Source organism: Microbacterium sp. (assembly GCF_047607225.1).
Lineage (GTDB): Bacteria > Actinomycetota > Actinomycetes > Actinomycetales > Microbacteriaceae > Microbacterium.
The window spans coordinates 24061-48481 of the sequence record NZ_JASGDO010000019.1; the positions used below are offsets into that span (position 1 = coordinate 24061).

General features: G+C 68.2%; 16 protein-coding genes and 1 pseudogene. 10 read left to right on the plus strand and 7 right to left on the minus strand.

The genetic code is table 11. The annotated features are described in order from the left end of the window. Positions 1–34: 34 nt before the first annotated feature. The gene (locus QM591_RS03495) at positions 35–1015 is read right to left on the minus strand and encodes a sugar ABC transporter substrate-binding protein (protein ID WP_415129663.1); all 981 of its coding nucleotides are present in this window, start codon (positions 1013–1015) and stop codon (positions 35–37) included. Positions 1016–1214: 199 nt separating this feature from the next. Next, a complete protein-coding gene (locus tag QM591_RS03500; protein WP_415129665.1) occupies positions 1215–1991 on the minus strand; it encodes a GntR family transcriptional regulator in 777 nt (258 codons plus the stop codon). A 406-nt stretch (positions 1992–2397) separates the two neighbouring features. On the opposite strand from QM591_RS03500, the gene QM591_RS03505 reads away from it, so the two are divergent. After that, a complete protein-coding gene (locus QM591_RS03505; protein ID WP_415129667.1) occupies positions 2398–2736 on the plus strand; it encodes an epoxide hydrolase N-terminal domain-containing protein in 339 nt (112 codons plus the stop codon). Here QM591_RS03505 and QM591_RS03510 read toward each other — a convergent pair. Next, positions 2625–3083: pseudogene (locus QM591_RS03510) on the minus strand (glycoside hydrolase family 3 protein); the annotation flags it as partial. The gene QM591_RS03505 and the pseudogene QM591_RS03510 overlap by 112 nt on opposite strands. Between QM591_RS03510 and QM591_RS03515 the strand changes: the two are divergent. Then, positions 3009–3407, plus strand: coding sequence for a hypothetical protein (locus QM591_RS03515; protein WP_415129693.1), 399 nt, complete (start codon positions 3009–3011; stop codon positions 3405–3407). The pseudogene QM591_RS03510 and the gene QM591_RS03515 sit on opposite strands and share 75 nt — an antisense overlap. A 107-nt stretch (positions 3408–3514) precedes the next feature. Here QM591_RS03515 and QM591_RS03520 read toward each other — a convergent pair whose 3' ends face one another. Then, positions 3515–4678, minus strand: a complete 1164-nt coding sequence (locus tag QM591_RS03520) for an acyl-CoA dehydrogenase family protein (protein WP_415129691.1) — start codon at positions 4676–4678, stop codon at positions 3515–3517. 80 nt (positions 4679–4758) lie between these two features. Next, complete coding sequence (locus QM591_RS03525) at positions 4759–5748, minus strand: D-alanyl-D-alanine carboxypeptidase family protein (RefSeq protein ID WP_415129669.1); 990 nt, start codon at positions 5746–5748, stop codon at positions 4759–4761. Between the two features lie 118 nt (positions 5749–5866). On the opposite strand from QM591_RS03525, the gene QM591_RS03530 reads away from it, so the two are divergent. Continuing rightward, positions 5867–6922, plus strand: coding sequence for an Rv2578c family radical SAM protein (locus QM591_RS03530; protein ID WP_415129671.1), 1056 nt, complete (start codon positions 5867–5869; stop codon positions 6920–6922). 37 nt (positions 6923–6959) lie between these two features. Here QM591_RS03530 and QM591_RS03535 read toward each other — a convergent pair whose 3' ends face one another. Then, entirely contained in the window at positions 6960–7673 is a 714-nt protein-coding gene (locus tag QM591_RS03535; RefSeq protein ID WP_415129673.1) for a hypothetical protein, read from the minus strand. 705 nt (positions 7674–8378) lie between these two features. Between QM591_RS03535 and QM591_RS03540 the strand changes: the two genes are divergently transcribed. From QM591_RS03540 to QM591_RS03565, 6 genes are read left to right on the plus strand one after another with little or no spacing between them, the layout of a single operon-like run. After that, positions 8379–10181, plus strand: coding sequence for a hypothetical protein (locus QM591_RS03540; RefSeq protein WP_415129675.1), 1803 nt, complete (start codon positions 8379–8381; stop codon positions 10179–10181). A 25-nt stretch (positions 10182–10206) separates the two neighbouring features. Then, on the plus strand, positions 10207–13665 hold the full coding sequence (locus QM591_RS03545) for a tubulin-like doman-containing protein (RefSeq protein ID WP_415129677.1): 3459 nt from the start codon (positions 10207–10209) through the stop codon (positions 13663–13665). Positions 13666–13676: 11 nt separating this feature from the next. Next, positions 13677–15776: a hypothetical protein gene (locus QM591_RS03550; RefSeq protein WP_415129679.1), complete on the plus strand. Its 2100-nt coding sequence runs from the start codon at positions 13677–13679 to the stop codon at positions 15774–15776. Further along, positions 15773–18997, plus strand: a complete 3225-nt coding sequence (locus QM591_RS03555; RefSeq protein ID WP_415129681.1) for a hypothetical protein — start codon at positions 15773–15775, stop codon at positions 18995–18997. The genes QM591_RS03550 and QM591_RS03555 overlap by 4 nt, the downstream gene beginning before the upstream one ends. Further along, entirely contained in the window at positions 18984–19808 is an 825-nt protein-coding gene (locus tag QM591_RS03560; RefSeq protein WP_415129683.1) for a hypothetical protein, read from the plus strand. The genes QM591_RS03555 and QM591_RS03560 overlap by 14 nt, the downstream gene beginning before the upstream one ends. Positions 19809–19818: 10 nt before the next feature. Beyond that, a complete protein-coding gene (locus QM591_RS03565; RefSeq protein ID WP_415129685.1) occupies positions 19819–20613 on the plus strand; it encodes an HNH endonuclease family protein in 795 nt (264 codons plus the stop codon). Between the two features lie 12 nt (positions 20614–20625). Here the strand turns inward: QM591_RS03565 and QM591_RS03570 are convergent, their stop codons facing one another. Then, positions 20626–22797: a DEAD/DEAH box helicase gene (locus QM591_RS03570; protein ID WP_415129687.1), complete on the minus strand. Its 2172-nt coding sequence runs from the start codon at positions 22795–22797 to the stop codon at positions 20626–20628. A 275-nt stretch (positions 22798–23072) separates the two neighbouring features. On the opposite strand from QM591_RS03570, the gene QM591_RS03575 reads away from it, so the two are divergent. Then, complete coding sequence (locus QM591_RS03575; RefSeq protein WP_415129689.1) at positions 23073–24155, plus strand: DUF998 domain-containing protein; 1083 nt, start codon at positions 23073–23075, stop codon at positions 24153–24155. The last annotated feature ends 266 nt before the right edge of the window (positions 24156–24421 follow it).

Consider the following 24421-nt stretch of genomic DNA (forward strand, 5'->3'; position numbering starts at 1 on the left):
GCGGCTCGGGTGACGCCGACCCCGGCTCGGGGGGTCAGCCGACGTAGTAGTCGTCGGCATCCGCCGCGGTCACGAGCACGCCCGGCACGACGATGTCGCTCGTCTCCTTGCCCTCGGCTCCGTCGATGAGCAGCTTGGCGTTGGCTTCGGCGAGCGCCTGAGCGGCCACGACGAGCGAGGTGCGGTAGATCGAGCCGTCGATCTTGATGAGGTCGAGGGTCTCGTTGGTCGCGTCACGGCTGGCCAGGTAGAACCTCGGGTCGTCCTCGGCCACTCCCTCCTCGATGAGCGCCTGGTACACACCGAGGATCGTGTCGTTGGATGCGCCGAGCCACACGTAGCTCTCGGGGTCGGCCGTCATCTGAGCCTTCGTGATGTTGTAGCCGTCTTCTCGGGTGATCGCCGTCTGTTCGACGATCGACGCGTCGGGAAGCACCGAGGTGAAGCCCTCGGTGAGACCGTCCATGGCGTCAGCGCTGAAGTCGCTGTCGCGGCTGCCCACGATGACCACCGTCAGGTCGGGGTCGGCGCCGGAGGCTTTCAACTCGGTGGCCGCGTTGGCGGCGAGCTCATACCCACCGTCGTACGAGTCGACGACCGTCGTCGCGGACGTTCCCTCCCAGCCGACCAGGTAGCCGAAGACGGGGATGCCGGCGGCCTCGGCCTGCTGGGTGACGGGCACCATGGCATCCGGGGTGACGGGGTAACCGGCGATCGCCTTCACGTCGCCACGGTTGATCCACGCCTGCCAGCTCGACACCTGGCGGTTGACGTCCCACTGCGGGTCGTCGGTGAGGAACTCGTAGCCGGCCGCCTCGACGATCGGGCGCATGATCTCCAGCTGGTCGTTCCAGATGGTGATGTCGGCGCCGGCGAAGCCCATCGCGACCGCACCTTTCGGCTCGGAGGTGGAGCCGGTGCCGTCGGCGTCGGCAGAGGTGGTGCAGGCGGTCAGGGCCAGCGCGGCGATGGCGACGCCGGCGGCCAGGATCCGCTTGGTGACAGTGCTGTTCACGCGAAACTCCTCGGAGATGGTGGGCTGCTCGGGTGATGCAGCCGAGGACGACTCTTCGAGATCAACAGTCGACCTGGACCATTTCTGGTCCGCCGGAGCACTGTGAACGCCGTGTTAATTCACCCGGCCGACGCGCGGGCAACCATTTCTGGTCGTGACACGAGGGGCGACGGGCCGCCCCGGGCGCTCTCGTGTGCGCTCAGTGCTCGCCGACCACCGTCCGCACGATCAGCCGCGTGAGTTCGGGACGGAACAGGTCGATCGACGCCTCGACGGGCGTGCCGTCGTCGCGCCGACTCACCCGCCGCAGCGCCAGCACGGGAGACCACGGCTTCAGGTCGAGCAGCCGCGCCACCTGACGCGACACCTCGACGACCTCGACCTGCTCCTCAGCCGTTGCAACGGTCACGCCGTACTGCGACTGCAACAGCGCGTAGAGCGAGCCGATGGGGCTGTGATCCAGCAGATCGGGGAACAGCTCGGCATCCAGGAACATGCGCTCGAGGGAGAGCGGCTTGCCGTCGGCCAGCCGCAGCCGCAGCAGGGAGATGACCGGGGCGCCGTCGCGCAGACCCAGCGCGGTGGCGATGCCGTTCGAGGCCGACTCGACCGATTCCGACAGCACGCGGGTGGTCGCGACGAACCCCTGCTCGGCGAGCATCTGCGGGATGCCCTTGATCGCGTTGAGATCGCGTTCGAGCTTGCGTTCGTGGGCGTCGAACAGCGTCGGAGACACCGGCGCCGACTCGGTGACCGCCGTGATGAACGCACCGCCCCCACGCCCCTGCGAACGGGCGATCAGGCCCTCGCCCTCGAGGATCTCGAGCCCGCGGCGCACCATGTTGCGCGAGACAGTGAGACGGTCGGCGAGCTCTCTTTCGGCGGGCAGCTTCTCCAGCCCTTGCTTCACGGAAGCGTCGACCATCGCGCGCAAGGCATCGACCGCGCGGACCAGTTCCGGCGATTGCGTCGACATGCGCTCACCTCCTCGGCGTGCCCACACGCCCCCTCGAACACGACGCTAAGCGGTCGGCGTTTCACGCGTGTTTCTCCCGGTGCGGCACTCGACGACGCCGAGGCGGGCTCGTCCTCGTGTTCACGTGGCTGCTGGCGGGCTCGTTCGTCGGATTCGTCGAGGTGCTCGTGACGCGCGGCTTCGTGCTTCGCCGATGCCGACGAGCCCGAGCGTGGCTGGGATCCGAACCACATCGCCATGACGCGATCGGTGACGTCCCGCACCTGCTGGAGGTACGCGGAGCGTGCACACTGCGGCCCGATTCCGGGGTCAGTCAGGGGCGGCGCGCACTCTCAGCGCACCTTGTCCCTCGTCGGCGCTGCGAGCGCTCCGGGGAGACTCCTGTAATCCCCCATACCATGTGTGCGTGAGTGAGATCCACCGCTTCGACACGGCAACAATCGAGGATCTGCGACGCCGTCTCGCGGCTGTCCGGTGGCCGGACTCTCCACGGATCGAGCCCTGGTCGCTCGGCGCTGACGTGGATGAGCTCCGCCGGCTCATTTCCTACTGGGCCGAAGGATTCGACTTCGACGCCCACCGCGCGGCGATCGAAGACCTGCCGAGTCGACGAAGAACGGTGGGTGGCTTGTCGACGCCGTCGAAGCCCCATTCGTCACGGGCCACGGTGGTCAGCAGCCACTCGTTCTCCGCGGCGGGTGTGCCGTTGATGCGGTTGTACGACGCCATCAGCGTCGCCGGCTGAACCGATTTCACGATCCGCTCGAACGCGCGAAGGTAGATCTCCCGCAGGGTGCGCTCGTCCACCTCTGCGCTGATGCGCATCCGGTCGGTCTCCTGGTTGTTCGCGGCGAAGTGCTTCACGGATGCCCCGACGCCGCGCGCCTGCACCCCCCTGACCCACGCCGCCCCCAGTTCGCCCGACAGCAGGGGATCCTCGCTGAAGTACTCGAAGTTGCGACCGCACAGCGGCGAGCGCTTGATGTTCACGCCAGGACCGAGGAGGACGTCGACACCGTGCGCGCGCGCCTCCACCCCCAAGGCATCACCGACGCGCTGGAGCAGTGCGGTGTCCCACGAGCACGCGCTCGCGGCATCCCTGCCGTCACCGAGCAGGGGTATGCGATGGCGACCCGCGGCGGCGGGCTGTACATCATCGGCGCGCGCGACCCCTACGCGACGTTCTCGTTGAGCTACGCCTCGATGGTCGTCGGTCAGGTGCGCGTGCAGGGAGTCGACATGGGCGCGACCACGACGCGGCGCGATGTTCCCCGGTATGCCGAGCTGTATCTTCAGGGCCGGCTGGAGCTCGACGCCCTGGTGTCTCGTGAGATCCGCTGGGACGAGATCGACCAGGGCTACGCCGCCGTGCACAGCGGCGAGGTCGCCCGCGTCGTCATCACCGACTTCTCATGAGCTGGACCACGCGCACGGCCACCCCCTGACGCCGAGTGCCCACGACACGCCGTGCGGGGCGCGCCCGCGGCGGCGCGTCGTGGACACTCGGCCGAGAGAGGGAGTCGTCAGCGCTTGCCGGCGAGCTGGCGGCCCACGATCTCGCGCATGATCTCGTTCGTGCCGCCGTAGATGCGGTGCACGCGCGCGTCGAGGAAGGCCCGAGCGATCGGGTACTCGGTGATGTAGCCGTAACCGCCGTGGAGCTGGACGCAGGTGTCGAGCACCTCCCACTCCCGCTCGGTGGCCCAGAACTTCACCTTCGCGGCTTCTTCCGCGCTCAGCTTACCCTCGGCGTACGCCTTGAGCGCTCGGTCGATGTAGGCCCACAGAGCGTCGACGGTCGTGGCGACGTCGGCGAGCTGGAAGCGGCTGTTCTGGAAGTCGATGATGCGCTCCCCGAAGGCCTCGCGGTCCTTCGTGTACGCGAGGGTCCACTCCAGGGCGGCGGCCGCTGCGGCTGCTCCCGCGACCCCGATCGAGAGACGTTCGAGCGGCAGGTTCATCATCAGCTGGATGAAGCCCTGACCCTCGGTGCCGCTGATGAGGTTCTCCTCGGGAACGAAGACGTCGGAGAACGAGAGCTCGGCCGTGTCGTGCCCCTGGAAGCCCATCTTGTGGAGCTTCTTGCCGTGGTCGAAGCCTTCCATCCCGTTCTCGATGATCACCAGGGAGAACGCGTCGGGACGGTTGCCTTCGCCGGTCTTGACGAAGGTGACGACCATGTCGGCGGTCTTGCCCGAGGAGATGAACGTCTTCGCTCCGTTGACGACGTATCCCCCGTCGACCTTCTTCGCGGTCGTCTTGATGCCGCGGAGGTCGGAACCCGCACCGGGCTCGGTCATCGCGAGCGCGCCGAGGATCTCCCCCGTCGCCATCCCGGGGAGCCACTTCTCCTTCTGCGCCTGCGTCCCCATGTGCACGAGGTAGGGGACGGCGAGGTCGTCCTGGATGCCGAAGGCGCCCGCCAGCGACCCGGCGCCGGCGCGGATGACCTCTTCATTGACGATGGCGCGGAAGCGGTAGTCCTGCAGCATCCCCGCGCCACCGAACTCCTCGGGAACGCTCAGGCCGATGATCCCGGCGTCGCCTGCCGCACGCATCGTGGCGCGGTCAACCTCGCCCTCGGCATCCCACCGCTCGCGGGCCTCGTTGGTCACGTAGCGCTTACAGAACTCCTTGACGACGTCGCGGAACGCCTCGTGGTCCTCGTCGTAGATGTCGCGCTCCATGGCGCCCTCCCTCTCGTCTTCGAGTGTCGTCACCGACGCAGGTTGCTGACATCGCATCCCGCGTCACATGATACTGGGTTTCAGCCCGCGTAGGTGGGGGCGGCCGGCAGCCCGAAGAACTCCTCGAGGGTCGAGAACCCGCCGTCGCGGTACGCGCGTGCGAGCTCAGTGCCGATGTAGCGCAGGTGCCACGGCTCCCAGGCGTAGCCCGTCGTCTCGGTGCGGTCCTGCTCGTAGCGCACGATGAATCCGAAGCGCCATGCATTCTCGGCGAGCCACGTCGCCTGCGGCGTCCCTCGGAAGTCGTCGTGGCTGCCGCATCCGGCCGTGCCGCAGGCGACGACGTCGACGGCGAGGCCCGTCTGATGCTCGCTGTGACCGGGACGGGCCGAGCGCAGATCCGCGGCCTGTTGCCCGCGAGAGGCGACATAGCGGTCGTAGAGGCCCACTTGGAAGTCGTAGGGACGGAACGCGCTGTCGATGCCCAGTCGGCCCATCCCGTCGGCGGCGGCCGCGCCGGCGAGATCGTCCAGAGCCGAGGCGGCGTCGGCACGCAACCAGCCGCCACCGGAGACGATGCGCGGCGCGGTCGGGCGCGCCTGCGGGACAGGCCAGTAGTCCTTCGGGTCGAGGGCGTTGCGCTTGTTGACGACCACCCACGTGCGCCCGGCACGGTGGAGATCGATACAGGGCGCGTCCCCCGCGGCCACGACGAGACGGAACGCCTCGCCTCCCCCGAACGCCGCGATCACGTCCTCGTCGGAACCGTGCGCGATCGCGGCGGTGACCTCGGCTGTGTCGCAGGGCGGAGGAGAACCCACGGGCGTCGGCGACGCGGGTGGAGTCAAGGGCGAGGGCTCAGCCTCCGGCGCCTCGGCCCGGGGCGGCGTCGCCTGCGTCGACGCCCGACCGGCGGAAGGATCCGCGTCGGCCTCCGAGGGACGAGTGAGCGCGTATCCGCCCGCGGCGATCGCGGCGACCAACATCCCCGCGACGAGCATCGTGCGCCGGCGACGCACGCGACGCGACACCCGCCGTGCCGCCCTCGTGGCGGGCGGGTGCGGGGGCATGGGTCCATTGTGACGTGCGTGCCGAGCGCTCCCGCGCGACGCGCACGGGCGTTCGATTCTCTTCGAATGAAAGAGATGTTGTCTTGACGTTCCTTCGTCTTTATGTTCCCCTGTAACGATGAGGTGGCAGGGGCAGCAGACCGGGGCGGTGGATCCCCACGCGCTCCCCGGCCTCGAGACGCTCGGCGGGCTCGTGCGGCAGGTGCGCACGCCCGAGTTCGCGGGGATGACCTTTTACGAAGTCCACGCGAAGACCGCGCTCAATCACGTGCCGGGCGCGTCGGCGATGCCGTTCGCCTGGACGGTCAACCCGTACCGCGGCTGCAGCCATGCCTGCGTGTACTGCTTCGCGCGACGCACGCATGAGTACCTCGACTTCGACTCGGGTCGCGACTTCGACTCCCAGATCGTCGTGAAGACGAACGTGGCCGAGGTCCTCCGCCGCGAGCTCGCACGAAGCACCTGGGAGCGGGAGCACGTGGCGCTGGGCACCAACACCGACCCGTACCAGCGCGCCGAGGGGCGTTACCGGCTGATGCCCGGCATCATCGACGCGCTCGCCACGAGTGGCACGCCGTTCTCGGTCCTGACGAAGGGCACACTGATCCGGCGCGACCTGCCCCTCCTCGCGGCGGCGGCCGAAGAGGTGTCGGTGGAGCTGTCGATGTCCATCGCGATCGGCGACGAGAGCCTCCGATCCGCACTCGAACCCGGAGCGCCGAGCTGGCGCGCGCGACTCGAGACCGTACGGGCCGCGAGGGAGGCGGGCTTCCGGCCCACCGTCTTCCTCATGCCGATCCTGCCCCACCTCACCGACGACCCGGCGATCCTCGACGCGTCGGTCGCCGAGCTGAGTGCGGCCGGGGTGACACGGGTCGTGTTCGGCGCCCTGCATCTGCGTCCCGGAGCGCGCGAGTGGTTCTGGCGCTGGCTCGAGTCGGAGCGGCCCGATCTGCTCCCCGTGTACCGAGGTCTCTACCCGGGGGTCGCCGTCAACGCCCCGCAGGGATACCGGCGGATGCTCGCGGGGCGCGTACGCCCGCTTCTGCACCGATACGGACTTAGCGGCGGTCTGGAAGAAGACGTCGAGTCGCGGGAGTCGCGGCCCAGCCGTTTCCGCCGCACCGGAACTCCATCACGAAGCTCCATCCCGGAACCGGCCACCCTCTTCTAGACGGGCAGGCCGCCCGCGACCATCCGGGCGGTCGAGGTCAGGCGTTGGCGCTACGGATGGCATCGGCCGCCGATCCGGCGAACTCGCGCGCCGTCTTCACCGACAGCGTGCCGTCGACGGTGATCCAGACGTTCCCCACGAAGACGTAGACGGTGCTCGTGGTGCCGAGATCCGACTCGGAGTGCTGGGAGAAGGAGACCTGGCCGTCGAGGGAGCGCTCCGTGTACCGAGACGACGAGCGCAGCCCCGCGACGAGCTTCTCACGGGCTGAGCCGGAGATCTCCGCCGTGATCACCGTGAAGCCGCCATCCGAGAACGGAATCGCCCACGTGCACATCGTCGCCTGCCGCGCGCCGCGGACGGTGGCAGCCGCCAGTGGCCCGGGCATGTGGTCGGCGGGGCTCCCGCTCACATCGATCGGTTCGGCGGCGTCGCCGAAGAGCGCATGCACGGTCGAGAGGGGAAGGAGCGTGGCGCACTTCGGGATGATCACCGGCGCCGCGGCGCCCGGTGACGTGGTCGGGGTGGGCGCCGGGGCCGTCGTGGGCGACGAGGTGGGAGTCGGGGTCGGAGCGGGAGTGGGCGTTCCGCTCGGGGTGGGCGCCGGGGCCGTCGATGCACCGGGGCTGGAGGGCGAAGGCTGCGGCGCGGAGCCCGACGGGGACGGCGCCGGCTCGGGCACGCACCCGCCGAGAACCAGGGCGAGGGCGAGCGCTGCGGCGACGACCGCGCCGGTCTTCCGAGGGGGCATGGCCCGATCCTACGGCGCGGGGCGAGGGATGCCGGTGCGTGACGGGCGCTGTCGGGCGGAACGACAGCGGCGAGCGGGTGTTGCACGTCATGGATCCCGTCGATAGGGGTTGCGCCTTCCTTTCACATCACCTCACCGGCATTCCCGAAAATGAGAGTTGTCTCACCAATGATGATTGCCCTATGTTGAAAAAACTGGAGCAGTGTCTGGGGACTGGTCCAGGACGCACCGTCTTGGTTTCGCAGTGGAGCGTATTCGCGGCGCGGTACTCCCCTGGAAGGACGGCCGCAAATGTATGCCCGACGGACGCGGAGACTCGAACGCGTCTTCGGAGCGGTCGGAATGCTTGCGACTCTTCTCCCGCTCGTCGCTTTCTCTCTCGCGCCGAATCACCTCGAACCGACCGAGGCGACGGCACAAGCATCAGCATCTTGTGAGTCGACAGTCAGTCCGGCCCCGCCTCCTCACCGCCAGATCAACCTCGTGATCGACGATTCGGGCTCCATGTTCGCATCGGACGACGGAACCCCTCTGGACCGCTGGTCCCAAGCGAAGTATTCGCTCGAGGTCTTCGCCGCAATGCTCGATGCGGGCGACACCTTGCAGGTATATCGGACAAGTGACTTCGACGATGACCGTGGCGAGGCCGCCGTGACCCTACTCGGTGCGGAGCCCGCGAGTAGCCGAGTTGAGAAAATCCACCGCATGCAGCTTCAGGGTGGGGGCACGCCCTACGCGCCGGTAACGCGGGCGTACCGCGATCTCGTGGCCGCGGAATCTCCCACCAAGTGGCTCGTCATCCTGAGTGACGGCGCCTTCGACGACCGATCGTCAGCACAGGTGCAACGAGACTTCCGCCGGTTCGCCTCCGAGAACAGTGACGAGTCCTCAGCGCTCCAGATCGCATTCCTGGCCATCGGTCCCGATGCCCCCCAGCTAGCCAATGAGCCCGACAGCGGTGTCTATGTCGACCAGGCGCGAGCGTCCGACCAACTCCTCGCAAAGATGACCGAGTTCTCCAATCGGATCTTCGAGCGGAACCTCCTCACGCACGAGCAAGGCAGAGTCGCGCCAGACATCCCCCTGTCCGAACTCACGGTGTTCGCGCAGGGTCAAGACGTCTCGATCGGCGAGCTCGACATCGGAGGCGAGGTCATCACTCCCTCATCGACCGTCGAAGTGTCCTGGTCGAAGAACAAAGCCGCCAGATACGGGGCGCAGACGATGCCGGCCACGCCGAACACGCAGTTGAAGGGCAAGCTGGCGACCTATCTCCATGTCCCCGCTGGAACGGGTGCCGTGAAAGTGGGCGGAGCGCAGGCCGTCGATATGTACTACAAACCCGACGTCGGATTCGGCGTCCAGTTGCAGGACGCCGATGGTTTCCCAGTGGACCCGTCGAAGATCGTCGGTGGCGATTACACGCTCTACTACGGGTTCATGGATGACACCTGCACCTTCCTCTCTTCGCCGCTTCTGGGTGACGTCGATTACTCGGCCAGAGTGCTTCGCGACGGCGAGGTCATCGCTGACGCGTTCCAGTCCGGCGACACGATCACCCTTACTCGCGGTGCCGTCGAGCTCGACGTCACGGCACGCTATCTCGGGGGAAACACCGCGCGATCGGTCATCGACGTCACGGTCCTCCAGGCGGCTCGTCCGACATCCTTCGACGTCTCGGAGAGGAGTTTCGCCGCGAGCGAGTTGGGCGCGACCTCTGCTCCCGACGAAGCGATAAGGCTCACCTACGGGCTCGGGTCGAGCGGCGAACTCGCCGCTTTCTCGCCCGAGGAATGGTCATCGGTCACTCCCGAGAGCTTCACCGTGACGAGCGACTCCAACATCACGTTCGACGTCGTCGTCGCGGACGAGATCGGCATCGTGTACCTCGTCCCTCACGCCCCTCAGGGCGACGTGCTCACAGCCGACACCGGCAGGATTCCCGTCTCGGTCACCGCCGAGCACTCGTACGACGAACAGCTCTACCGCGCCACGACCACCCTCGACCTCGACATCGTGGACGACATCTCCTGGTGGGAGCGTTTCGCGAACTGGTTCGCCACCGTCGGCTGGTGGCTCGCGCTTCTGGTCCTCCTGGCGCTCGTGCTGCTCGGGTACGTCGTCAAGCCGAGGTTCTCGCGCAAGATGCGCCCCGCACCGAGCATCTCTATGAGGCCCCTCCGCGCAACGGTGCGCGGAGGGACCGCGCAAGGGAGCTTCCGGCGCGACCGCGTGATCAGTCTGCTCCCCTACCTGTCCGAGCGAGGCGAGCTGGTCTACGTCGGCACCAGCGCCCGGTCGCAGTTCCCGGCTCTCAAGTTGAAGGCCAAGCGGGGACGGCGCGCTGAAGTCCTGAACTGGCAGGCGCTCGTCGCGCAGGAAAACGTGCAGATCGGAGGCCGCACGATCGATGCCACCACCAAACGTCCACCCCTGATCGGCCCCACCACCACCATCGTCGCCACGATCCGCAACAACGTGCGGTTTGAGATGACGCCCAGCTCCTGATCACTCCGCGCTCGAGAGGAACATCATGCCCATCGCCCCCACCCTCATCCTCGGATTGGGCGGAACCGGCTCGAAGATCGTCGAGAAGGTCGCCACCAAGGTCGGAGAAAGCGCCTCGACGCAGTCGGACCGCATCGCCTACACCGTCTTCGATACCGACATCAACGACCTGGGTCGGATCCGCCGCGAGCATCCCGAGATCTTCACGGTGCAGACGTCCACGCGCAACACCGTCGGCGAGTACCTCAACATCAACACCAACGCCCGCGACAACTGGTTCCCGGTGAACCAGATGCTCAACCGGAAGACGCTCACCGAAGGTGCTGCGCAGGTGCGTGCGATTTCGCGACTGGCTTTCGACACGACCCTCAAGGGCGGCAATCTCGACGCCCTGCATCGTGCCATCGACAAGCTCTTCCGGCTCGACAAGGACCAGGAAGAGCAGGCGCTTCGCGTCATCATCACCAGCTCGCTCGCGGGCGGAACGGGATCGGGCCTCATCCTCTCGGTGGCGATGTACCTCGCGGACTACCTGCGGGCCAAGTACCCGAAGGCGAAGGCGATCACTCGTGGGTTCTTCGTGCAGCCCGACGTCTTCGACAAGGTCATCAAGGCGACGGAGGAGCGGCAGAACCTGCAGGTGAACGCCTATGCAGCCGTCCGTGAACTGGACGCCTTCCTCATGAAGGGCGACAGCACCCTCCCGCCCCAGTACCGCGATCTCGCCTTCGAGTTCCCCCGCGTCGGCGCGGACGGCGTCGACACGGTAGATGCGATGCCCTACGACTTCTGCTTCCTCTTCGACGCCAAGAACTCCGGCGGGGGGAGCCTCGACTCCTTCGAGACCTACCTCGACCACGCGGCGACCTGCATCTACACGCAGTCCATCGGGCCGATGTCCAAGAAGTCGAACTCTCGCGAGGACAACGTGCTGCGCGAGGTGATCAAGAACGACGGCCGCAACCGCTACGCCGGCGCCGGCGCCTCGCGACTGGTGTACCCCTGGGCGCACGTGCGCGACTACGTCGCCCTCCGATGGACCGAACAGGTGCTCTCGGCGCAGTGGCTCCGCTTCGACGACCAGTTCAAGAAGACGCTGGAGGGCCTGGCCAAGCAGCGGGAGAAGGGGCTGTCGCCTCGCGACCCCGACATCGCGGCGGAGTACGTGAAAGCCGTCAACGGTGCCGCGGCCAACAAGAACGGCTTCGCGAAGGCGGTGGTCGCCCAGTGCACTGTGATGGACGAGGACGGTCTGGACTCGGACCTCAAGCGATGGGAGGAGTACCTCAGCGCCCTCACCGGCTACGTGGTCACGCAGTCCGCCACGATGGGCGATCCCCATCAACGCAACATCGCGATGGATCAGGTCACGCCGCTGACCGAGGACACCGAGCGCAGCCGCTACCTCAACGCCTATCGCGAGGTGAAGAAGTACCACGACGTCGTGGCCCGCCGCACCGAGGAATCGGCCGGCATCCTCAGCTACGAACTGTTCCACGCCGACGATGTCGCCGTGACGGCCGAGAAGCACTCCCACCGATTGGAGACCTACCTCCGCGACAAGGACACCGATCGGTTCATCCACCCGGTCACGGCGCGGTACTTCCTCTACAACACGCTCGCCCTGCTGAAAGACGAGCGTCGGCGCGTGGAGAACGAGCTGACGAGTCTGCGCGAATACTTCGAGAACTTCGAGCGCAACGCGTTCGACGATCCGAGCACCGACGAGGTCGAGACCGCCGAGGGGATCCTCTCGCGCAAACTGACCATCCGCGAGAAGCTGACCCGCAAGCCCAGCGCCGAGATGCAGGACCTCCAGCAGTTGCTGCTCGGCTACATCCCCAAAGTCGACGCGCTCTTGGAGAACGCGGTGCTCAGTGAGGTGCTCGGCGAGGCGATCGAGTACGTGTCGGGAATCGCGGAGGCCTTCCGCACCCTGTTCCTCCGCCTGGATTCGAACATCCGGCGCCTCAAGGGCGAGGTCGAGCTCCAACGCACCAAGTACGACGACCTGTCGGGCTCGACGACGCGATACGTCCTGGCCACCTCGGCCTCGCTCGACTCGCTCGCCGAGGGGATGCCCTACGCCGGCGGTGTCGTGAACATCGACTCGTCGCTCTCCGAGGCGATCTACAACAGGGTCCGCGGATACTACATGCTGACCGACGAGAAGGACGACACCTACTTCGAAGACCTCTACCGGACGACGATCCAGGGCTACTTCCGCGACAAGGTGATGGAGAGCTACGGGAACGTGATCAAGATCGACATCATCGAGGCGCTCGAGAAGGAGTACCGCACCCTCCAGCGCAACCTGGAGGAGTCGAAGGTGCGCCACTACGTCATCGACGAGATCGAGAAGGCCAAGCAGCTCGCCAAGCCCTTCATCGAGCAGCCCCTGGGGGAAGAGCGTCACCCGATCGAGGCGTGCGCGTACAACTCGGGCCTGGAGGGCGAGGCGGATCCTCGCCGCAAGGCACTGGTCAGCGAGCACCTGCGCGACTACGGCGGCGAGCCCGACGGCGACATCAGCGCGCACGAGATCCTCTTCTACAACGCCATCTACGGCATCCGTGCGCGCGACCTGCCCAAGTACTCGCCCGCGCGCACGTCGGCGACACTGCGCCGCGACGCCGGCGAGTACTTCTCGGCCTACTACGCGCTCGTCTCGGGGATCAAACCCTCCGTCTCGGAGACAAAAGTGATCACGCCCCACATCGACCGGCGCTGGCACTGGATCTCGCAGCTGCCCGACCTCGACGAGGAGAACCAGGCCGCTCAGCTCCGCGGGATCCACGACGCGCTGCTTCTCGGCCTCGTGCACGAGAAGATCTTCTGGAGCGAGGTGCACGATGGGCTGCAGGTCTACCGCTACAGCTCGGACCAGCCACTCGACCAGGACTTCATCGTCTCGAACGGGACGCCCTGCGACCACTTCTGGGAAGTCGTCGACGCGTTGACGATCAACCCCGTCGCCGTGGCCGAGATCGTGGAGTCGATCGAGCGTCGCTCCCGCGCCGGGCGCGACCTCGCGCGCTCGGTAACCTTCGCCGAGACCGACTTCGCCCGTGGCCTGGCCAAGGGGATCCGGCTGCGGGAGGCGGACGAGGTCATTCCCGCCCTCAGCGGCACGCCGCTGAACGTGCTGGACATCGCGGCGTTCTATGCCTTCACCGTCACCAAGGAGCTCTACAACGAGCGTCAGGTCCACGACATGGTCACCGACTTCCTCGCGCGGATTCGCTTCGAAGTCGAGCAGGTGGAGCAAGATGCGGAGGCCCTGCCCACACTCAAGGGGATCGTGCTCGAGCAGTTCCGCGACTTCGCCTCGCACGTGGATGCCTACTCGGCCGTGGGCGGGCGACCGCTCCTCCAGAAGCTGCGTCGGGTGATCCGGCCCGTCTCCGACCTGTTCGACGAGATCGGCGAGCGCGCCGCGGCGGAGGAAGTCGCGCGGCTCGACGCCGCGCTGCGCAACGCGTGAGGCGACACCGCGTGTTCACCGTCGTCATCCTGAGCGACTCGGCACGGAGGATCTTCCCCCGCTCCGAGGCGTTCTTCGCGCCCTTCGTGGAACGCGGCGAGATCGCGTTCTGCGAGTGGCACGACACGGCACGTCACGCACGCACGCTCTCGGACGTCCTGCCCGACCTCGCCGAGGCCATCACCGGCAAATCCGCGTGGCGCGCCGTCGTGGTCGACCACCTCACCCCGGGAGACCTCGACCGTCGCGACCCCGAGAACCCCTTCGACTACACCGACAACGACGACCCCGATCTGGGTTTCGCGGAGTCGCCTCACCGTCTGGTCGAGGTGGCCCACTGGCTTCTGGGATACCCGTCGCTGACGGCCACGCAGTTCTCCCCCGTCGTGGTGTGGCGGGGGGACGACGGCCGCCTCCACCGCGAATCGCCCGAGGTCGATCTGGCGGGCCGGAGCCCATCGGAGCGGGACGCCGCCCTGGCCGCCGCCGCCCAGCGCCTCGCCGGCGAAAGGCAGCAGCGCTACACCGATGTCGCCGTGCAGTACGAGGAGATCCCCCACGATCCTGCGCTGGTCGCCGAGCATCGGCGCCTCAGCGACAAGTACCGGATGAAGGAGGTCCATCCGTCCGAAGTGGCCTTCGTCTGCACCCGCCCGCGCACCGACGACGACGAGACGGCACAGTTGCGTCGGGCCTGGCAGATCGGATCCGAACGGGACAGCTCCCGCTTCGTCGAACGCAACGACTACCCCGTCGCCAGCAGGTTCGCCGTCTACGACCTGCTCAACAGCGAGAACTCCGGCTATGCGCAGGACGAACTGCGGTTCTGGATGTCGGTTCTCACGCTGGCCACGAACGAGCTGCCGCCGGGAGCCTTCCAGGCCGATCGTGTGTACGAGCTCGGTGTCGTCATCGACGAGCAGCGACTCGGCGGGATGCTCACCGAGCAGGTGAGCAGGCTCACCGCGTTTCGCGATCATGTGGACTCCCTCATCCGCCGCCCGCCGCGACCGCCGGAGACGGATGCGCGAACGCTCCTGACCGAGCAGCCGGTGGCCGTCGAGTTCGACCAGCTGGGAGGAAGCGACGTCGCCGTCAGCGCCACCGGGTACGCGCTGGCCTCCGACATCCCCCGGCACGAACCGAGCTTCTGGGCGCACGACATCGATGCGGCCAGTGGCCGCGCCCTGCAGTTCTTCCGCCGTCCCCGGCGAATCCTCGCGCGTGCCGTCTTCGACGCCCGACGCCGTGCCCGGTCCTTCCTCGACGAGGATCAGGTGGTCAACGACATCGAACGAGAAGAGCTCGAGGAGGAGCTCCTGCGTCGTGTGCAGGGTCTGGCCGTGCCTGCCACCACCGAGATCCTCCGCCGCGACCGGCTCACCTCGCTGCTGGAGGAGCACCGCAGCGGGGTCGCCCGGCACATCGCCGGCCGGATGCGCCTGGGAACGGTCGCCGGCGCGTCGCTGCTCGTGCTCCTGGTCTGGCTCGGTGCGTTCGTGCCGTATCTCGTCCAGGCCGCCGGGAAGGGAGGCGACGCGCTGGTGTGGAGCGTCTTCACGGTGGCCGCCGTGATCGTCGTGCTCGCCGCGGTCGCCCTCCTCACCCTCGATGTCATGCGTCGACGGCTGGTCTCCCGTGTCCGGCGGGTGAACGAGGACCTTCAGGCCTTCGCGGCCCGCGTCAACGACGGCGCGAAGGTCTTCGGCGAGTACCTGACGGGGCTGACGACCTATATGCGGGCCCGATCGATCCTGATCGGGTCGCAGCGCTGGCAGGATCGCGAGGCGCAGCGGCTGCGCCGGCTCATCGCCGTGCGCGACAACGCGGCGGAGAGCATCTCGGTGCAGCGCGACATCCTCCATTCGTTGGGGATCCCGCCCGACGTCCGCCGCCTCAACCTCGCCCTGAGCGAGGTGGACGAGCTGAGCCCTCGCCAGATCCGGTCCTACTTCCGCTTCCCGACGGGCGATCGCGCGGCCGTCCTCAACGACTCCGGTCAGACGGTCGCGGCACCCTACGACTTCATCACGGCACTCCTGGTGGAGCGCGTCCGCCTCTTCGAACGCGCCTCCGCCCCCGAGGTCACCAGCGAAGGGGAGACACGGTGACCCTCGTGGGCCAGTTGCTGGCGACCCTTCCGCTGGCGGGTGCCCTGCTGCTGCAGCGCCTCAACAACCTGCCGAAGGCGTCCCGGCACCGGCAGTATCCGATGCCGTTCATCGCCGTGCTCTACGCGATCCTCGCCGCCGTCGGGCTCTACCGTTTCAACGACGAGATCGACCGCGCTCTCCGGCTCGTCTTCGAGTACGTGCCCTTCCTTCGCCCGCTCTACGACACCACGTGGCAGTACGTCATCGAGAACACCGCCATCGTGCTGGTGTTCACGGTGATCAAGATCGTCCTCAATCGCGTCTTCGATCGAACCTTCCACGGGCAGGAGTTTCTGGGAAGCGGGCTCGTCGAGGACTTCTACCGCTACGACAGCGACGCCAGCCGCTGGTTCGTCCGGCCGCAGCACAGCTCGCTGCGCGTGTTCCTGCGGGTGATGTTCGGCGCCTCCATCGTGCTCACCATGGTGTTCATGGCGCTGGTGGGCACCTTCCCCGCCTGGCCCGGTTTCGCGGCCATCGCCTTCCCGGCACTGGCGGCCCTGGTGATCGGCGAGTTCGCGTACGCCGTCGACGGCGTCACCTCCGAGGAGTTCGAGCGCGACATCCGCGGCGACCGAGACGACGCGACGCGCGTGGCCAACTACGCGGCGCTGCGCAGCGTGCTCGCCGAGACCTTCCCCGACCGCGTGCTGCACGAGGGCCTGAGCCTGGCCGCCACCGCCGCGCCGAACTCCCACGCCCTGCAGGCCCTCACCCACTCGCCCCACGACGTGGACCGGGTGGCCGGCGCCTATTTCGAACGTCTGCGCCGGGACGGCTCGCGCATCGACGACAGCCTCGTCGCCGCCGCGGCATCGGTGATGCGTGGACGAAGCGTGGTGATCTCCCACCCGTTCTACCGAGACCTCACGCCCACGCTCGCCTTTCCCGCGTACTACCACCTGCTGCAGTACCGGAAGTGCCTGATCGTCTCCGGGCGCGATGCCGTCGCTCGCGACCTGGTGGAGTGGATGGAGGGCGGCCTCGAATCCATCACCGGCGTGCCCGGCCTCTGGCACGTGGGAGTACTCGCCGAGCAGAGCGACCCGGAGCTCGACGTCGGGGTGCTGCGCTTCTCCGACCTCCACAACCTCGACCTCCTCCGCACCCACGACGCGTTCCTGCGGGAGGTGGAGTACGTGATCCTCGCCGAGCCGTCCCGGATGCTCGCGACCGGGCAGCTCGGTCTCGCGATCCTGCTGGCCCGATGCGGCGGGGAGGGGACCCCCGCCTACGCCGTCGTCGACCGTACACACGACGGGCTCGTCGACTCGCTGTCGCACCTGCTCAAGGTGACGCTGACTGATGTGGTGGCTCCCGCCACGATGAGCGGTGCCACCGCGGAGCTGGTGTGGCGCAACGACGGACCCCCGATGCACGGCACGATCCTCCCCGGGATCAGCCGCTATCTGGGCATGGGCACCGAGATCGCCGCTGTCGCCGCCAAGTACCAGATCGAGCGGGTGGAGTGGATCGGTGGCGACGCGTTCCCCGTCACCGACATGACGTGGATCGCGGGCCAGTACTACGCGCAGATCGCCGAGTTCACCGGCATCGATGCGTCGCAGCAGGCCCTGGCCGACGCCCTCCGCCCCCACTCGAACCCCTGGGCGCTCGAACCGGCGGACAACCGGTTCCTGATCGTCGAGGACGAAGCCCGCAACCTCTACGAGACGATCCGCCTGTACACGACACGTGCTCGCGAACAGGGATTCATCAACGTGATCAGCGAGGACTACCTCCTGCGCGACTACATGATCGCGCAGCGGGAGATCTTCGCCCGCGACCCCAAGGCCATCCCCTCGCTGGCGCCGGACTATGCCCGGACGCAACGCAATCTCGTCCTCCGGCTGGCGCTCACGCTGCAGGCCTTCGGGATGACGGAGAGCGCGTTGGCCCGGGAGTTCGAGCTCATCGGCGTTCCGATCGCCCCGGTGATCGCCCCCGTCGACCGTCTGCGGGTGCGGTTCGAAGACGACCCGCCCGTCGTCGAGCTCCTCCGCACGCTGCTGCAGCGTCACACCGGCGCGGACGAGGTCTCCTTCTCTTGCGAGGCGCGCAATACGGGCGTGGCCACGGACGGCACGGAGACGTGGGAGCGCTTCGTGACGCTCTCCCCGACCGGCGGACTGGACGAGGTCCTGCGGGGCCTGCGGGCGGCGTACTTCTTCATCGAGGACGAGGTCGAGGACCGCGACTTCATCGGCTCCGTCCTCTACGGCCTCGTCTTCCAGAAGATGCTGCCGGGCCAGCTCCTCACCCACTCCGGCGCCTCGTACCAGGTGCAGAGCATCGGGGTGGATCACCGGCGCGGCGGCATCGTCCTCCGCCGCGCCGCCGAGCACATCACCGGACGGCGGGTGTACCGCCCGCTGCGCCGTTTCCGCATCGCCGATGTCGAGCCCGACACCAAGCCTGGCGCGCAGGTGGAGATCGGCGGAACCACCTTCACCCACGCCTTCGCGACCATCGAGGTGACCACCGACGGCTACCTCGAGCACGTCACCCGCAGCGATCTCGAGAGCGCGCGGCGGGTGAGCATCTCCGGAGTACCCGACCGCCGCTACGTCCACAAGGAGGTCCTTGAGATCCGGATGGACGGCGTCCCGGCGTCGGTGCTCCGGACCATCGCCGTGCTCCTGAACGAGGTCTTCGTGACGACCTTCCCCGACGCGCACGAGTACGTCCTGGCCCTGGCGGCCGACCCCGCAGGCACGATGACTCCCCTCCTCCCGCCGCTGGAGGCCGAGGACGACGGCGTGCTGTGGATCGTGGAGGACAGCCCGATCGACCTCGGGCTCCTCGTGGCCGTGGAGCGCAACTGGAGTCGCCTCCTGGAGATCATCGCGGACTACCTGCAATGGAGCGTCGACCGGGTCGAACCCTCGACGCCCGCGCCGACAACGGACGGCGTCGTCGTCTTCCCCGACGACGATCCCGCAGACCTCGCCGAGCGGGCACGGGTCGTCCGGGAGCAGGACTCCTCGGGGCCCGCCGTCGCGCAGGCGCCCCGTCGAGCGCCGTGGTGGCGTCGTCTGTGGCGACGGCGTCGCCCCTCGCCCGCGACGCCCGCCGCCCCTCCGCCGCCGCCGCCGCAGGACACCCCACCACAGGTCGCTCCGCCGCAGGACACTCCGCCACAGGACACTCCGAGGAAGGAAGACGATGCCCGGCAGTGACTACCTTTCGTACGGCGGGAGCCCCGCGGCCGCAGGGATCGACGTCGCCGCCACCCTCGCCTACCTCCGGGCGGAGGGACGCACGGAGGGGTACCTGACGCACGCGCGCCGAGCCGTCGAGACCTCCCACACCCGCACATTCACCTTCGACCCCATCGGCGTGAACTACTGCGACTTCTGCTTCGTCGCGCTGATGGGGGGCGAGTTCGACCGCCTCGCGGACGGCCGCGAGCGATGCGTCCGATGCAGCAAGACCGCGCTACGCACGAGCGAGGAGTTCGAGGAGGTCTTCGCCGAGGTCGTGAGGAACGTCGAGACGTCCTTCGACATCTCCCTGAAGGTGCCGATGACGGTGCGGATGGTCAACGCGAAGGAGATCGCGCGCCGCACCGACGAACGTTTCGCCCCCACGCCGGGGGTCGACGCGCGGGTGCTGGGCTTTGCCGCCGAACATCGGGACGGCTATGCCCTCTATGTCGAGAACGGCTCGCCGCGTCTTGCCAGCGTCGCCACGATCGCCCACGAGCTGACGCACATCTGGCAGTACCGCACGTGGAACGCCCGCCAGATCGAGCAGCGCTACGGGCCGCAGCACCGCCTCACGGTGTACGAGGGCATGGCGGCGTGGGCGCAGGTCCAGTACCTGCTGTTCCTCCGCGAGCACGACTATGCCGAACGACAAGAGGCTTACCTCCGGCAACGGGGCGACGAGTACGGCGTCGGGTTCCGGCTGTATGCCGACCGGTATCCCCTCTCGCGGGCAGGCGACGTCGACCTCGACACTCCCTTCCGTCACCCCTTCCCGCTGTGAGGACGCCGCGATGACGAGCCTTCCCCCCACCGCATCCCGACGCGGGGTTCCCGCCACCCTCTGGATCGTGACGGCCGTCGTCACGATCGCGATGCTGGTCGTGGTCGGGGTGCTCGCGTGGGCCATCGCCCTCGGTGTGGCCGACGCCCAGCCCGCCGCACCCCCTCCCCGCCCCGCGGCACCGGCACCTCCGTCCGATGCGGCGACGAGCTCCCCGCCCTCGACGCCGCCCTCGGCCGGCGACGACGACCTCGCAGCCGTGCTCTCGACCCTGCCGATCGCCGACGACGAAGCGGTCGGTCAGTACTTCCGTGAGCAGTTCGGCCAGGCCTGGTACGACCAGGACCGCAACGGGTGCGACACGCGCAACGACATCCTGCGCCGCGACCTCTCCGACGTCGTCACCAAGGAGGGCACGCGCGACTGCAAGGTCCTCACCGGCGTCCTCGACGACCCCTACACCGGTGAGCGGGTGGACTTCGTGGCGGGAGCCGACACCTCTGCGCTCGTCCAGATCGACCACGTCATTCCGCTGTCGTGGGCGTGGCGGCACGGCGCCGAGCGATGGACGTTCGAGCAGCGTCAGGAGTTCGCGAACGATCCGAGCAATCTTCGGGCCACCGCGGGCGCGATCAACCAGAGCAAGAGCGACTCCGGCCCCTCGGAGTGGATGCCCCCGCAGGAGGCCTCGCTGTGCGACTACGCCGAGACGTGGATCGAGACGCTCGCGACGTGGAAGCTCAGCCTCTCCGGCGCCGACCGCGACGCCCTCGCCGGGGCACTGACGACGTGCCCCGGCGAGTGAGATCGAAGACGCTCAGGCGTCGACGTCGGCGAGCTGACGCCCGGCCAGCTCCTCCAGCACGTCGTCGCCCGGACGGGCGTCCTCGAAGGGAGCGTCGATCTCGGCGCGGTCGAGCATCTCGGTCATCCGACGGCGACGCTGACGGGTGATCAGGGTCACCACGGTGCCCGAGCGGCCGGCGCGACCGGTGCGACCCGAGCGGTGCAGGTAGGTCTTGTACTCGTCGGGAGCGTCGGCCTGCACGACGAGGTCGATGTCGTCGACGTGGATGCCGCGGGCGGCGACGTCGGTCGCGACCAGCACGTCCACCCGTCCCGAGGTCAGGCGCTCGAGGTTACGCGTGCGCTTGGCCTGGTTGAGGTCGCCGTGGAGGGCGACGGCACGGATGCCCGCGTCCTCGAACTGCTCGGCGAGCATCTCCGCGTAGGCGCGGGTACGGGCGAAGACGAGCGTCTTGCTGTCGCGGTCCACGAGCGAGGTGAGGATCTCGGCCTTGTCGCGGTGGTCGATGACGAGCACGCGGTGATCGATCGTTCCCGAGTCCTGGTCCTCTCCGGCGACCTCGTAGACGGCAGGCTCCACGAGGAACTCGTCGACGAGCGCAGCGACCTCGCGGTCGAGCGTGGCGGAGAAGAGCAGCTTCTGCGCACCGTCTTCGACCAGACGCAGGATCCGCTGCATCGGCTCGAGGAAGCCGAGCTCGCTCATGTGGTCGGCCTCGTCGAGCACCACCAGACGCACCTCCGACAGATCGAGCTTGCCCTGCTCGTGCAGGTCTTCGATGCGGCCAGGGGTGCCGATGATGATGTCGACGCCCTTCTTGAGCGCACCTACCTGGCGCGCCTGCGGCACCCCACCGTAGATCTGCGTCGTGAACAGGCCCACGCTCCGGGCGATGGGCTGAATGGTGCGGTCGATCTGCAGCGCCAGCTCGCGCGTCGGGGCGAGGACGAGGGCCTTGGGGCTGCGACCGAACTCGCGGCGCTTGCCGGCTTGGCTCCGCAGGATCGACTCCACGAGGGGCGCTCCGAAGGCGATGGTCTTGCCCGAGCCGGTGCGGCCGCGGGCGAGGACGTCCTTGCCTTCCAGGATGGGCGTAATCGTCGCCGCCTGGATCGGGAACGGAGCCGCGGCACCCAGCTCGGCGAGGGCGCGCACGATGTTGTCGCCCAGTCCGAGCGAGCTGAACGTCACGTCCGAGACGGCTTCGGCCTGCACGGCCTCGGCCTGGAGCTTCTCGTGCACGACGTCGACGTGGTCCTCGAACGCCTTGGCCTTCTTGTCAGCGTTCTCCCCACGGCCCCTCCACGCGTCGCTACCGCGACCCGCGGAGCCTCCGGCCGCGTGGGCCCAATCCGACCGGTTGGCGGCGAAGCCGTCGCGGCGGTCATTCCGGCGCGGACGGTCATCGAAGTCCCGACGCGGACGGTCGTCGAACGAACGGGCCGGGCGGTCGGAGAAGTCCCGACGCGGGCGGTCGTCGAACGAACGCGCCGGACGGTCGTCCCGACGCGGGCGGTCGCTGAAATCACGACGCGGACGGTCGTCGAACGAACGCGCCGGACGATCGTCTGCATAACTCCGCCGATCCGAGCGCTCCGGGCGGGAATCCGCTCCATACGAGCGCGAACGATCCGAATCGGAGGAGTTACGCCGCGGGCGGTCCTCGAACGACCGAACAGGACGGTCATCCCGACGCGGCCGGTCGCTGAAGTCGCGACGCGGACGGTCGCTGAAGTCACGACGCGGACGGTCATCGAACGAACGAGCCGGACGGCCGTCTGCATAACTCCGCCGATCCGAGCGCTCCGGGCGCGAATCCGCTCCATACGAGCGCGAACGATCCGAATCGGAGGAGTTACGCCGCGGACGGTCCTCGAAGGAGCGGTCGCCGCGGTACGGGCGGTCGTCGCCGTCGCGACGGGGACGATCCGTGCGAGCGTGGGTGCGGATGCCGCGGGCCTCGTCGCGGCCAGCGCGCTCCTGCGCCGTCCAACGCTGCTTCTTGGCAGGGGCATCCTCTTCGGCCGCGCGGTAGCCGCGGTGACCCGGGCTCTTGCTGCCGGGCTTGCCGGCGGACGACTGTCCGGGGCGACGCTTCGCGTCCTGATACGAGGTCTTCTTGCCGTAGCGCGGCTCGAAGTCTTGAGCGCGGCCACCGGCCGGCTTCTTGTTCTTGGGCATGGTGGTGTCCTTCTGGGTTGTCTCGCGCGAGAACAGCACTCCTCGGTGCGCCTCGAGCAGGTGCCTCGACGCGGCCGCACACGCGGCGTGGAGTAACCCGGACATCCGTCGGCCGGGGGCCATTCACAGTGATGGTCGTCGGAGCGGATTCGCTCCCACCATCGGCCCCTTGGACTCACAAACCCATCCGCACCTCACGTGCGGTGTCCAGAGCCGACCGGTCCACTGTACAGGTTCCGCCTGGGAGAGTCCCGATGCCGCCATACACTGTGGCCATGACGACGGTGAACGCCGGCTCTGCCGCGCCCGAACTTCCCCCTCGCGCCCCTTCGATTCGTGCCGAATCGGAGGCCCTGTTGGCCGCGTTCATCGCGGGCGCCGCCAGCGGCCTGATCGGACTGGTCGTCACGGCACTGGCCGACACCGTGTCCCTGTGGGACACGTGGGGATTGGGATCATGGGCGGCGCTGACGAGCGCAGCGGCGGCGGCAATCAGCTCCGCCTTGGGCTACTGGCGCTCGCGCACGACCGACGGCGAGGAGTGGCGTCGCGAGATCGCCGACTGGCGGTACATCCTCTCGACCGCATCCGTAATGATCGCCCACACGGCGCTGACCGCGATCGGGGTGCTGGCGCTGTTCGCGCTCCTCGCCCGCGCCTTCATCGGTGTGCAGGTGAACGGCTTCTGGACCGTGACGCTGCTCGCGGTGATCAGCGGACTGGCGGGCTACCTGTCCTACCTCTCGTCGTCGCAGATGACCACTCAGCGCCTCACCTCCCTGCTTGTCTCCTTCATTGGGATCGGCACGCTCGCCGCGATGGTGACCACGTCCGACCCACGCTGGTGGGAGCTTCATTTCAGTCAGCTCGGGACGTTCGGGGACTTGTCGAGTCTGCTGTTCAACGGCACGCTGATTGCCGGCGGCCTCCTGGTGACCACTTTCACCCTGTACGTCGGACGCGACCTTCGGGCCACGCGCCGCTCGGACGGCGCACCGGCAGTGCGCGTGGTCACCGGCGCGTTGGTGGTGATGGGAGTCATGCTCGCCTGCGTGGGGATCTTCCCGGTGGATGTGAATCTCCTCCTGCACAACCTGTCGGCCTCGGGAATGGCGCTGATGTATCTCCTGCTGCTCGCGGGAGGGCGGTGGCTGCTGCGCGGTCTTCCCGGCGCCTACTTCCTCGCCGCGTGGGGGTTCCTGGCTGCGCTCGTGGCGTCGATCGTCTTGTTCGTCGTGGGCTACTTCGGGCTCACGGCGTTCGAGATCATCGTGTTCGCCCTCATCTTCGGCTGGCTGGCCGTATTCATCCGCTTCCTCGGGGTTGCCGCCGCGGCACCGTCCGACACGGCCGTCTGACCGCACCCCAGCACTCCCGCGGCACCTTCCCGATACGCAACGGCGGATGGGAGGCGCGACACGCCGCCCATCCGTCCAGCCGCGCCGGCGTGTTGCCGGCGCCATCCGCCGTTGTGCTCGCCGACAACCCGACTCGCCGACCCACCCGACCGCCCGACCGGGTCACGACCCGACGGCCACGCGCGTCAGCGGCGGCGCGACCGCCGGGTGGGCGCCTGCTCCGGCGAATCCTCGGCCGGCACCGCGGTGGCCGCCTCGCCCGCGAC

What these genes read in the sequence shown, in the direction of transcription:
- QM591_RS03525 (WP_415129669.1), bottom strand. Translation starts at nt 5,748, where the DNA reads ATGCCCCCGCACCCGCCCGCCACGAGGGCGGCACGGCGGGTGTCGCGT.
- QM591_RS03565 (WP_415129685.1), top strand. Translation starts at nt 19,819, where the DNA reads ATGACGAGCCTTCCCCCCACCGCATCCCGACGCGGGGTTCCCGCCACC.
- QM591_RS03545 (WP_415129677.1), top strand. Translation starts at nt 10,207, where the DNA reads ATGCCCATCGCCCCCACCCTCATCCTCGGATTGGGCGGAACCGGCTCG.
- QM591_RS03560 (WP_415129683.1), top strand. Translation starts at nt 18,984, where the DNA reads ATGCCCGGCAGTGACTACCTTTCGTACGGCGGGAGCCCCGCGGCCGCA.
- QM591_RS03520 (WP_415129691.1), bottom strand. Translation starts at nt 4,678, where the DNA reads ATGGAGCGCGACATCTACGACGAGGACCACGAGGCGTTCCGCGACGTC.
- QM591_RS03535 (WP_415129673.1), bottom strand. Translation starts at nt 7,673, where the DNA reads ATGCCCCCTCGGAAGACCGGCGCGGTCGTCGCCGCAGCGCTCGCCCTC.
- QM591_RS03570 (WP_415129687.1), bottom strand. Translation starts at nt 22,797, where the DNA reads ATGCCCAAGAACAAGAAGCCGGCCGGTGGCCGCGCTCAAGACTTCGAG.
- QM591_RS03500 (WP_415129665.1), bottom strand. Translation starts at nt 1,991, where the DNA reads ATGTCGACGCAATCGCCGGAACTGGTCCGCGCGGTCGATGCCTTGCGC.
- QM591_RS03575 (WP_415129689.1), top strand. Translation starts at nt 23,073, where the DNA reads ATGACGACGGTGAACGCCGGCTCTGCCGCGCCCGAACTTCCCCCTCGC.
- QM591_RS03540 (WP_415129675.1), top strand. Translation starts at nt 8,379, where the DNA reads ATGCAGCTTCAGGGTGGGGGCACGCCCTACGCGCCGGTAACGCGGGCG.
- QM591_RS03530 (WP_415129671.1), top strand. Translation starts at nt 5,867, where the DNA reads ATGAGGTGGCAGGGGCAGCAGACCGGGGCGGTGGATCCCCACGCGCTC.